Below are 11,559 nucleotides of genomic sequence, written 5' to 3' on the forward strand. Positions count from 1 at the left end.
TGTTCAGTACACATGAATAATGAGGCGGTCCGAGCCGAGTGGTTGTAGAGTTCCCAGGTTTTCCCGTCCGGCCTTCCCTATGAGTGAATATCGGCAGGGGGCGTGGCTGATATGGGAGAAGGACCGTGAATAATCTCCTCGGGTTTGGCCTCGGCAGAGACGTTAGTGCCTTGAATGGCATGATCGACAAGAGTCATTCGACAGGACGAATCGTTTTCCTGGCTTTCCGGAAAACAATGAGTCGAATTGGAAAAATCGTCCAGTATTTTTGTGGCGGCGTCAATTGCGTGTTGCATGGAAAGTATACGAATAAATTTGGTCATGATCATTCTCACATCAATCCGGTCGTTCTATAGGCCAATCCTCTTCTTCCCATTTCCGCCTATTGAGATACAAAAAGCATAAGGCGTGCCAATGACACACGCAGTTATGCGCTCGCGGGTGATGCCACAGGATGAATCGATTCAAATGGAAATCTCCCTGAAATCTCAGGACATAGCCTTGACTTAGAAATCTCCGACTTCCTTCAATTCCAGACAGATGAAGCCCTTGATTTTGGAGTAAAAGACAAATTGATCCATCACACGACAATTTTTCTTATCTTCAAATTGACTCTCGGAATGAGAACCTCCGAACGACAATTTGAACGGGTGAGGCGGTGCTCTCTAAGAAAGTGTGAACGTTAAAAGCGTATGTGAAGGTCAGCGACAAGCGGAAGGTGATCTGAGGCGATGAGTGCAGCACGAGATTTCGGGAGATGCACATGGTTTACGTCAATCCCGCCTTCGTAAAAAATATGGTCGAGATGCAAGAGGGGCAAAAAGCCCGGATAGGTTCGGCGTCGTTTGACAAATGGGCGAATGTCCAGGCTCTGAAATCGTGGGGTCAGGATATCAGTGGTCACACCACGCCCCCACTCGTTGAAATCTCCGAGAATGATTTTAGGACCGGCTCCTCGATGCTGGTCCAGTATCATAGCCAGGCGCTCCGCTTGATACTTGCGTTCCCGCAAACCGGTCCCCATATGCACGTTGTAGACATGTAAGGTCTGATTGCCAAGCCGGAGATCTGCGCGTTGACAACATCGGCCGCGCCGGGTTCTCCAGGTCAAGTCATGTTGCGCATCATTGACAATCGGGAATCGGCTCAAAATCATGTTTCCAAAAGGATATCCGTGGCGCAGCCTGGCAGATGCCATTACCCATCCCATACCCATCAACGCACCAAGCAGTTCATCCTGTCCCCGACCCTTAGGGCCAAGTCCCAGGACTTCCTGTAGAGCAATGACATCCGGATGCAGGTCCGATAGAACTTCCGCAATCCGTCTGGGCATGATTCGACGATCCATCCCGCAACACCGGTGAATATTATAGGTCACAATCCGAATGTCGAGGGAAGTCGGCGGTAGGGGAACCTGTTGAAGTGTCCGGGCCATAGGTGGATGAAAAATCCTTTTAAATCAGGAAGTGGCGATTGCTATAGAGACCATATCATGCCGCGATAACGATCTGAGACATTAAAAAAATATCCCATTATTTTAATTGGCAAATTACAGACCAGGAGAGAAAAATGCCGTCCACAAATTTTGTGGATAACTTGGTGGTTAATGGCAAGGGCAGGCCTTTTTCTAAAGGATTGATAAAGAAATGAGCGGAATGCACATATTTTGGGCATTGTATGAAAATTATTTTTGGGTACAACATATAGAGGTGATAAATTTTTGGCGTAGTCGTAAAGGTAGATGGCAGATTTTATCTTGACTTTTTTAATTTAGTTGATCCTCGGGAGTGTCCTCAAACTCTCATTATGATCCTATAAAAATGCCTTATCCACAGAATGGCTTTTGCCTTGTTGATAATCAACTAAATGAGAATGATTTTATTAGCTCCTATAGGGCATTTTCGTCTGGCCAATCCGTTTTCGCTTGTGTTCATCGGGCATTTATCAGACCTTGAAATGTTTCACGGGCAACCCACGATTCTTCGTCGGTTCCAATCACCAGCAATTTAATAGCGGATTCCTTGCCATGAATGGGAATGGTCTCTCCTGCCTGCACATCAGAGGCCTCGAGATTTCGAGGGCAATCAAGTGAGAGACCGCACCAGTCCATTCCCTGACAAATTCGGGCGCGGATGTCAGGTGCCCGCTCACCAATCCCGCCTCCAAAAATGACCGCATCCGCTCCACCCAGGATGGCCAGATAGGCTCCCAGATATTTTCGCGCGCGATGACAGAACACCTCAATGGCCAGAGTTGCGTGAGGATCCTGTCGTTCGTGGACGGCCTTCAAGAGTTGCCGCATATCGGAGGTCTGGCCGGACAAGCCGAGGAGCCCGGATTGCGTATTCAAGAGATGGTCGATCTCTTCTATCGAAAGTTGTCCATGTTCGGCGACGTATCCAATAATGGCCGGATCCATATCTCCACATCGTGTGCCCATCACCAGCCCTTCCAACGGGGTGAATCCCATTGACGTGTCAACCACGGCTCCGTTCTTAATGGCCGAAACCGAGCAGCCTTGCCCCAATTGAAACGTGATAAGGCGGGTTTGTTCCAACGATCGACCTGAAAAGCGGGCATAGCTGTGTGCCAGAGACGCATGGGCAATCCCATGAAAGCCAAAGCGCTCAATGCCATGCTGTGTCGTCCATTTCCGGGGAATCGCATAGGTACGGGCATGGTCGGGAAGCGTGCGATGAAAGCTGGTATCAAATACCGCCACGATGGGTATCTGTGGACCCAGTAGAGCACGAATCTGATAGATGCCTTCCAGGCAGGGGGGATTATGGAGCGGAGCCAAGGGGCTCAATTCTTCAATTTGGCCTAAGACGGTCTCATCGATCAGGACGGATTTTGTAAACCGGTGGCCGCCATGCACCACGCGAACGCCGACCGCATCAATGGTGATCCCGGGTCCTTTTAAGGTTTCTCCGTCCTCCCGGCTCAGGTCTTGAAGGCTTTTCCATACCCACGCCACAGCCTGCCCATGATTCAGAACATCTTGCCGGGTGGAGGTAAAAGGGGCGTGCTCGGGAGCACTGATCTTCAGGGAGGCCTCTTTCCCGATGCCCGTCACGATCCCCTGCCTTAAAGTTATTGGATTGGTGCCGGCTGTGGGTGAGGATATCGGGTAATCAACCAGCCGGAATTTCAGTGAGGAACTTCCGCTGTTCAAAATAAGAATGCGCATGGAACGATTATATAACGTCTGCTGCAATGGGCATGAAACACTTTAGTCGGTAGGGAAGCATGAGAAGCAAGCGAACCGTCAATAAACCGTTATCCTGATCCAAGGGCGAAAGATCGATGCTCAGATGGAGAAGCCGTGATTTCTTGGGATCACGAGGAGATTTGGTGACCGAAGTTCAGCGTCAATTCAGGTCTGAATGACTCGAAGCTCCTCCTTCGCTCCTCGCAAGACGAATAACGCTGACCGCAAAAAAAGGGCTGAAAGTGCCAGGCCAACAAGAATATCCGGCCAGCCCGAACTGGTGAGCCATACGCCCACGGCGGCACACAGCACCGACACATTCGCAATAATATCGTTGCGGGAACATAGCCACACCGAACTCATATTGATGTCATCGGCCCGATGCCGCCAAAGTAAGAGAAGGCAAAGGCTATTCGCCGCAAGTGCCAGTAGGCCAATAGCGCCAATGGCCTCGAATACGGGGACCTGTGGCAACACCATCTTATAAACCGCCTGCCCAAACACGAATAGTCCGAAGGCCGCCATGATCCCGCCTTTGAGGAAGGCGGCCTTGGCCTTCATTCTTGCGCCTCGCGCCACGACGTAAATGCTGAAGCCATACACCAGCGCATCACCCAGCATATCCAGGGAGTCCGCTATTAATGAAACAGAACCCGCGAGCAGCCCTGCGGTGAGTTCGACGAAGAACATCACAGCATTAATGGCCAACACGATTTTGAGTATGGAGCTTTGGCGATCTTGAAGCGCCTCGATCTCACATGCTTTGTCATTACAACAATCAGCCATAGTTAAATCTTTGCAAATTTGCTGCGGGATAACTAAAGAAGCCTAACACCTTAAAGAGGTTATCATAGTAAATGAGAGTCCGTGAACAGTAAGGGAGGAAACGGCTTGGCTCAATATTGAGGGTTTTTCAATTACCTGATGAAGGGCTATCCGGAATGAGAGCATACATACCCTAACACAGGTGGGAAAACCTGCGAAGACAGAGCGATCGACTGATTGTCATCCTGAGCTATCGGCGAAGGATCTGAGCCCAGGTGGAATAGCCAAGGTCTAGGGAAATCTTTCCTGAATTCTGTCCTGAGTTTGGGCGGCAGGCCTGTTTTATCTTAAGAAGGTACATCGTCTCAATCTCTATCTGGTGGAAAATGTTATTACGCGAAAGATCACTCAGAGTCCTATCCGGACCGGAACAGATATTTGTTTGGCAGGAGGCAAAAAAACCTCTGGAAGCACTATGAAAGAAGATTTTAATTCTTGACATATGTACAACATTATTCAAGAATCGGTCGCATCGAAACTGGCTGGATGGTGTGCCCCAGAGGTTTCGGGTTTACACATGGGTGACCGAAAATGGATCGCAGTTTCCGTGGCCGTAGTGCATACCTTTCCACCTTGCCATCATTCCAAGAGGAACAATGTCCGCACCCTCAGCAACACCCGCATTGCTATCCGACTACGATAGGGCAATCGCCACTCTCGTGACCGCGTTTATCTCCGATCCGTTCATTCGCTGGATGTTTCCCGATGCCAAGCAGTATCTTCATTACTTCCCACTAGCATTGAAGTACTTTGCTGGACGCGCTTTCGACCACGGAACGGCCTATCGTTCGGAAGATTATAAAGCCGCAGCGCTCTGGCTACCTCCCGGTGTCGGTCCTGACGAAGAGGCCCTTGGCACGGTCTTGCAAGAAGGCGTGGCCACTGCACTGCAAGGGGAGGTATTTGCCATACTAGAGCAGGCAAGCGCGTCGCATCCGCCGGTTCCACATTGGTACCTGCCTGCCATTGGGGTTGAGCCGATGTTTCAGGGCAAGGGGTACGCCAATGCGTTGCTTGCGCAGGGCGCTGAAGTGTTTGATGGCGCTCACGTTGCCGCTTATCTTGAGGCGACTAATCCGGCCAATATTCCTCTCTATAGACGCTTTGGATTCGAGGTTGTGGGAGAAATTCAGGCTGGCAGTTCACTACCGATTTTCCCCATGCTCCGTGCCGCACGTTAAGTGAAACCATATGGCCCTTGTGGCTTGAGGGCACACATGAGTGACCGGAAATGCTGGGGAACTGCATGAACAATTTTGGGAATAAGATGCGATTGGAAGCCTTCGATTGAATTTTCAATATGGCAATAATCATGTCCTTTTGTTAAAAAATTCGATGGCGTGTTAGATGGACAAATGGCCTGATCCGACCCTTATGCGGATCCACTTAAACATTGTTAGCTGGGCTACAAACGATGGACACAACATTCAGCCACGCCGAAGTGTTCCCACTCATCGCACGCCTTATCGTCCGGTCGCCAGCGGATGATCTAGGGTTCGTTGAGCACGACGCGATCGTTTCTGCTCTGCTCGCGGATGCTGAGGGAAAGGCCATTGTTAGCCGTGCGAGCTTGGCATCCTCATTACCCGATCATCGTACCGTCGCATCGAACATGGTCGCATGGTTCTCACAACAGATCACGGTTGGGCGCTCTCGTTGGGCTGATTTTTTTGACCGTGAACGGCGGGCTGCAGCATGGGCGTACCGTCCGAAGACAGCAGTGAGCCCGCCGGTTGCTGCAGATCTGGAGCTATCCGCCGTGGAGGGGGAACCTCGGTTGTTCTTCCACCTGCGTCGCGAACGCGATCCAGCGCTTGCCCGGGCGAAGCGCGAGGCGGCGGAGCTCGCGGACGGGTGTTTGAAATGCGAGGCGTGCGGCTTCATCACAAAGGCGACCTTCCCAAACCTTGGTGGCGAGGTCTGTGAGATTCATCATCGACTCCCCCTCGCAATGGCTACCGAGGCCGTAGAAACGTGCTTGGAGGATCTTGCCGTGCTGTGTGCCAATTGTCACCGAGCAATCCATCGAACCCTCCCACTCATGAGTGTGGAGGACTTTCGGACTCACTACTTCCCAACTACCGGCGCGAAAGGCGCGGACTAACAAGGCGATGCAGGGGAAGGCCTTCGGCCTCCGCTGCAGACTGCTTCACCATACCTGCACGCGAAACTCTCAACAAAAGACTTGACCTCTGATTTTTCTCAAGAAGACCCATTGCCTCAATCCCTGTCTGGTGTGAAAGGCTATTGCGCGAAACAACGTTGCGGGTCCCATCCGGACCGGAATAGATTTTCGACTTGCAGGAGGCAAAGAAAGAAATCCGGAAGCGGTATGAATGAAAATCAGAAGCCTTGATTTATTTCCAACATTGGACAAGAATACGTTGCATCGAGACTGGCTGTATTGTGCGGCCCAGGTGTTTCGAGAGCAGACCGGAGTGATCGAAAGTGTCAGAGAACTGCATGATTACTTAATGGAAGTTATACCACCGGATGCCATTCGGATGGACTCATTGGAATGGCAACGACCATGTCCTTATATTCAGAAAATTCGATGGCGTGTTATACGGACAGAAATGGGCCGATCCGGCTCTTATGCGGATCCACTTAAACATTGATATGATTTAGCGTTTTTGTTTCTGCTAGAAAACGATAAATGAGGAGACTGGTGTGGGTTTTAATGAGCAGATAGCTGAATCCGCCGTCAAAGAAATGAAAGGAATGTGGGGTGGGAATCTGCCTAGCTGGGAGGATTTCAAAATAGCATCTAAAAAAGGACGGGTAAGAGCCAATAAGACACTTGCGGCACAGGCAATAAACATGAAAGGTATACCAAAAGCATATTTCATTATCTATGGCGTCATTACCCTCTGGCTTGGATTTCTTATATTCCCAGCAACCCTTGTCGCATGGTTTTTCATGGATTTCAGTGTGTTGTGGATCCTTGGGTCGTTATTCGCCGCATGGTTCCTGGTAAAGGTCTCTCGAGAAGGTCATTGTGAAGGCATGAAGGCTGGTGCTGAGAGGGACAAGGAATTCTACGAGATACTTGTTGAAAATGGAGCTTTCTTATTTGGGCCTGATATGCAAGACAAATGAAAGTTATAACCTCAGTTTGCATCGGATCGCTTATAGAACGTCGCACCCGGTGAAACTGGACGTTCGGCGGACCGAGAGAAGTAGCCTTTGTGAGAAAAGATCGATGAGGATCGGCGATATCCTGTACTTTGCACCTGGGATCAGGTTTGACGATGTGGAGTTAGACGGGGCACGCCTGCCTGGGCAATTCAGGCAGCGTGTAGTCGGGTTCTATATAGTCCCCTCGGAGGAATGCGCGGTCGGGGGCCATGCTTTTGCCGCTGGTGCCCTACTGGTGAGCTGCATCGACGCCCTGGCCCGCCTACGTTTCGGAGACCGAGTAGGCGAGCGTTTCCGTAAGTTTGTGGCCGAGGAACTGAAGGGCTTCTCGGGTGCCGGCATAGCGCAGCAGTTCTACGACGAGTTCCGAAATGGGTTGGTGCACGAGGGAAGGCTGAAGAATGGAGCCCAGTTTTCGTTTGAGATTGCAGAAACGGCCGAGACGCTCGACGGAATCCTAGTGGTCAATCCGAAGCATTTGGCCGCCGAGGTGCGCTCAGCTTTGGATTGCTATGTTGTTTTCCTTCAGTGCGATGAACGGGAGTTGACAAAGCTGGCCGGTACTCTCAAGCAGGACCTCTCGGAGGACTTCCGACTTGCGCGAGGGTACCGGGCCACCCAATAACCAGATGCAGCGGACGGTAGTGGATAAAGTCCCAAGGCCCGTAGGTCAACCCACCGCCGCTGTACCGGGACGTTAGCTGGGTATGGGGTCAAATCTGTTGTTGACTAATTTCTGCCTCCAGCCGTTCCACCTACTTCTTGAAGCCTTTGCCTGCGGACTGCTTCCCCAAACCTGCGCACGAAACTTTCCACAACATACTTGACCCTTGTTTCATTAATTCAAACGTTAGGTGCCCAAAAGAAATGCCACGTCAGCTAACTGGGGAAATGAAAAAGTTGCTTGAGGCGGCTGTGCGCGGCGAACTTAATTCATTCAGCAAGAACACATTGAAAGCATTAATCACACGCGGCCTCGCACACGAAGAAGGGCGCTTGACAAATGAAGGATGGAAGCAAGCCGTTGTTATGCTTCCATTGCGAGAGCAGTGCGATCAGCTTGGCATTGGCTATGAAACGTTGCCCAATCTACTACCTAGCCCGCATCCAGAAATGTCTGCATTCAAGTATTTTCAGAGTCAGGGATTTAAAGGTGGATGTTGTGAAGGTGGCCCAATACTTTTACTTATAAAAGCCGCCTGTTTAGAGCTACTTGTAAAACTCAATACATTTAGTTCGCGCAGCGACGCTTGCAATCGTTTTACTGAGGCGCAGCTTACGATTAATCAGCAGCACTCTGCCCTTATTACTAATGCCATTAAAAACTCAATCTGCTCAGAGGTTATTCGTAATTTTGAAGAAATTTACAATTCCCTCATGATTCAAGAGTATTATCCGGGGCTTACTAGCGATGCAATAGCGGCGTTATACCAATATATTGGCGCCAATAAATTGGCTGAAATAACAGCAGCAATAATTGAGGCTCCGTATGTTTATCGTGCTGGATGGCCTGACCTCACAATTACAAATGAGCATAAAATTGTTTGGGGGGAGGTAAAAACAACTGACCGACTGCATATGAGTCAAGTCACCACACTTCAGCGCATGAAGTCAATTCTCCCTGGCTCAGTTAAAGTTATCCATCTCGTATCGGGTAACGCAAATGGTACCTAACCCTGCGCTCAAGCGGGACTGGCTTACAGCGGGCTTTCGCCCGCTTCCAGTCAGCCCCTTAGTTCCACGTTAGGCAATAAAAATGGAAACTAAAGAAGTAATTTCAACGATGAGTCTCTTCATCGAAAAAGCAGATAAGTTAAGAAACAGTAATTTTGTTAAGCGTGCTGAAATAGACTCGGGAGTGAATTTTTCAGCAAGTATTGGAGAGCCAACCAAAATCAAAAGAAGAGGCCCTGATGATGAAAATATTGAAGCTTTTGTATTAACTTTTAGATTTTTTATTCAGGACAATGAAAAAATATCTTTAAGAAAATTAAAGGATGTATTTGAATCTAGTATTATTGAAGAAAATGAAAAAAACAATTACAACGAAGCTCGCAATAATTTAAACGCCTATTTAAATGGTGCAACAATGTTCAATATAAATGGTGTTGTTCAGCGTCGCACACTTATGGAAGTATTTTTGTACGGTGGCCTGTCACACGCAAATGAAAGTAAAAAGAAAATATATGATCAGTGGATGGGGAGCAAGATGTTGGCTCCATTCATGCAGAATGAGTTTATTGTAATACTTTTCGAGGTACTAAACGTCATAACATTTATAAGAAACCAATGTGAGGCTGTGCTCAAACGTGTTAATGCCTAACAATCGGATCAACTTGACAATTTTATACGCCGTTTCGCTTCGCTACACGTCGTATGAAATGGCGAGTAATGTTGAGCGTTAGGCAACGCCGCTAAAACAATGCAACCCATCAGCGCCATGAGTGTCAAGTCTACTCTCGTAGTATCTTTACAAAGGAACAAAAATGAAAAATCCCCCAGCAAGCTAATGGGTATCAAAGGCTAAAAGAGTTTTAGTTATCAGAGATCTTTTTTTTGGGCAACCGTGGTGTTGGACGCCACGTTCCGCCATGCTTTTTCATGTGCGTCACTGAAAGGTTTGGCTGTCCTGCTCTGACGCCTGCCGTCCGGTCCTTGGGTCGGACGCTCTTATGACCTGGCAGGCCTTGTTTGAGCGGAGCGAGTTGGTCCGCCCTCCTAAGCCTCGCGTCCGTCCCATCTAATTCGACCGGACGGGGCGTCAATGGTTTTGGGTCCTTTTGCCAAAACAAAAGGACCTCGCCTGCCGGGGCGAAACCCGGCAACACAGAACATCTCAAACCTCCCAAGCCTTACCCCGCCTTCACATATTGGTGAAAACGCTCCGTGAGAAACGGCAGACCTTTGATGTCCGAATAATTCTTTAAGAGCATATCGATTTTGGAGATGCGGAGGGTGGTGGAAGGATGCGTGGTGAAAAACTTGGACTCCACATGCCCTTCTTCTTTGGCCAATGTCTGGAGATAATCTTCCAGTCCTTGCGGGTTATATCCTGCCCGATAGGCATACTCTACGCCCACCACGTCGGCTTCAAATTCTTTGTCTTTGTCCAGACCCTTCGTGAACAAGAGGTCGGTCATTTCGTCGATGACGCTGGAGAACATCGCCGGATCCTGTTTCATGGCGGTGAGGGACAGTTCCGAGACACTGCCCATCAGGGCTCCCCGGCGAATGGCGTCCAGCATATGTTTCTGGGTGACATGCGCAATCTCATGGGCCAACACGCCCGCTAATTCGGCTTCATTGTTCAGAGTCTTCAGGAGACCGACGGTGATGAAGATATAGCCACCGGGAGCGGCAAAGGCATTCTGTTCCTGACTGTTCAGAATGGCGAAATGGTAGTTCAGGGTTGGCCGGTCAGAGACTTCCGCCACCGTCTTTCCCACCAGATTGATATAGCGTGTCCAGGCAGGATTCGAATATTCCCCGCCGAAACGGCTAAAGGCTTCCACCGCGACTGCTTCACCCAACGTGATTTCCTCTTCTTCTCCGATAGGCTCCATCGCTTGGACGACGCCGACGCCTTTTTTCAGGAGATCGATTTTCTGTTGCTTCATGCCAAGGGCTGCTCCGAGACCTCCAATGAGATCTGTTTGTTGTGAGGATTGCCCGGATTGTGATCCACCGCATCCCATGCCGGACAAGAGGAGACTCAGAATGCTCACACTCGCCAAAATTTTGCCGGTTTTCATTGGGCACCTCCCGAAAATTCTCCTAAGTTGCCAGCTTTTTTAAACTGCATCAATTCCTCCGGGGGAATGGAAAAGGCCTCCATGTGATCCACGGCATCACGGTCTTCCTTTTTGATATTCTTGGCTTTGGCATATTGTTCGGTGGATTCCTTGAGGCCTCGAATGCTGCCTCCTGCCCGCGATTCTCGCGCAGCAATGGTTTTCCGTCCCGTGAGGCCGGAGAGGCCAAGCCCGCCTCCACCGGTGGAAGGCTTCTCTTCTGCCAGCCGGAATTTAAACACCCAACCGGTTTTTCCTGTGGCGGTTTTGACTTTGGCCAATCGACCTTCTTCGGACAAGACTGTCACGGCATCTCCCAGCGCCAGGGTGGCGATGACCGCGGAGGTCGGAGATTTCTCTGCATTGACTTTAACGTCATCCTGCTTGGCGTAGAGGGTGGCCGCCCAGTTGGATGAGGGAAACATCCAGGCGGCTACTGTAATAAGGACGATACCGAAGATAACCCGAGTGATACGGTCTGCCATGAGGCCCCCTTTCAGCGTGAGACTAGGGCGTAATAATGGGACTATTGAGTATTCAAAATTTTCACAAGTTCAATCATCGCTATATCATTCATATATCAAGGGAGCTAAT

13 protein-coding genes are annotated in these 11,559 nt (G+C 49.7%); 7 read left to right on the plus strand and 6 right to left on the minus strand.

Features of this window, described 5'->3' with window-relative positions; translation table 11 throughout:
* Positions 1–77: 77 nt before the first annotated feature.
* The 4 genes from LX98_RS02345 to LX98_RS02360 form a co-directional block, all read right to left on the minus strand.
* Positions 78–323: a hypothetical protein gene (locus LX98_RS02345; protein ID WP_496427365.1), complete on the minus strand. Its 246-nt coding sequence runs from the start codon at positions 321–323 to the stop codon at positions 78–80.
* A gap of 359 nt (positions 324–682) precedes the next feature.
* Positions 683–1,435 (minus strand): endonuclease/exonuclease/phosphatase family protein, encoded by a 753-nt coding sequence (locus LX98_RS02350; RefSeq protein ID WP_496427366.1) that lies wholly within the window; start codon positions 1,433–1,435, stop codon positions 683–685.
* A gap of 495 nt (positions 1,436–1,930) precedes the next feature.
* A complete protein-coding gene (locus LX98_RS02355; protein WP_496427367.1) occupies positions 1,931–3,190 on the minus strand; it encodes an acetate/propionate family kinase in 1,260 nt (419 codons plus the stop codon).
* A gap of 186 nt (positions 3,191–3,376) precedes the next feature.
* Positions 3,377–3,997 (minus strand): cation efflux transmembrane domain-containing protein, encoded by a 621-nt coding sequence (locus tag LX98_RS02360; protein ID WP_496427368.1) that lies wholly within the window; start codon positions 3,995–3,997, stop codon positions 3,377–3,379.
* Between the two features lie 635 nt (positions 3,998–4,632).
* Here LX98_RS02360 and LX98_RS02365 point away from each other — a divergent pair.
* The 7 genes from LX98_RS02365 (at position 4,633) to LX98_RS02395 (ending at position 9,497) form a co-directional block, all read left to right on the plus strand.
* Positions 4,633–5,217 carry a GNAT family N-acetyltransferase gene (locus LX98_RS02365; RefSeq protein ID WP_496427369.1) on the plus strand — a complete coding sequence of 195 codons (585 nt, stop codon included), beginning with the start codon at positions 4,633–4,635 and terminating at the stop codon, positions 5,215–5,217.
* Positions 5,218–5,606: 389 nt separating this feature from the next.
* Positions 5,607–6,140 (plus strand): HNH endonuclease, encoded by a 534-nt coding sequence (locus LX98_RS02370; protein ID WP_496427370.1) that lies wholly within the window; start codon positions 5,607–5,609, stop codon positions 6,138–6,140.
* Between the two features lie 232 nt (positions 6,141–6,372).
* Positions 6,373–6,654, plus strand: coding sequence for a hypothetical protein (locus LX98_RS02375; RefSeq protein ID WP_496427371.1), 282 nt, complete (start codon positions 6,373–6,375; stop codon positions 6,652–6,654).
* Between the two features lie 52 nt (positions 6,655–6,706).
* Positions 6,707–7,135, plus strand: coding sequence for a hypothetical protein (locus LX98_RS02380; RefSeq protein WP_496427372.1), 429 nt, complete (start codon positions 6,707–6,709; stop codon positions 7,133–7,135).
* A gap of 103 nt (positions 7,136–7,238) precedes the next feature.
* Positions 7,239–7,799: a hypothetical protein gene (locus LX98_RS02385; RefSeq protein ID WP_496427373.1), complete on the plus strand. Its 561-nt coding sequence runs from the start codon at positions 7,239–7,241 to the stop codon at positions 7,797–7,799.
* A 242-nt stretch (positions 7,800–8,041) separates the two neighbouring features.
* Positions 8,042–8,848: a hypothetical protein gene (locus LX98_RS02390; protein WP_496427374.1), complete on the plus strand. Its 807-nt coding sequence runs from the start codon at positions 8,042–8,044 to the stop codon at positions 8,846–8,848.
* Positions 8,849–8,930: 82 nt separating this feature from the next.
* Entirely contained in the window at positions 8,931–9,497 is a 567-nt protein-coding gene (locus LX98_RS02395) for a hypothetical protein (RefSeq protein WP_496427375.1), read from the plus strand.
* 529 nt (positions 9,498–10,026) lie between these two features.
* On the opposite strand, the gene LX98_RS02400 is transcribed toward LX98_RS02395, so the two are convergent.
* Positions 10,027–10,926 (minus strand): M48 family metalloprotease, encoded by a 900-nt coding sequence (locus LX98_RS02400; protein WP_496427376.1) that lies wholly within the window; start codon positions 10,924–10,926, stop codon positions 10,027–10,029.
* Positions 10,923–11,450, minus strand: a complete 528-nt coding sequence (locus LX98_RS02405) for an SH3 domain-containing protein (protein WP_496427377.1) — start codon at positions 11,448–11,450, stop codon at positions 10,923–10,925. Before LX98_RS02405 ends, LX98_RS02400 begins: the two co-directional genes overlap by 4 nt.
* Positions 11,451–11,559 lie beyond the last annotated feature (109 nt).

This window comes from Nitrospira marina (assembly GCF_059568365.1).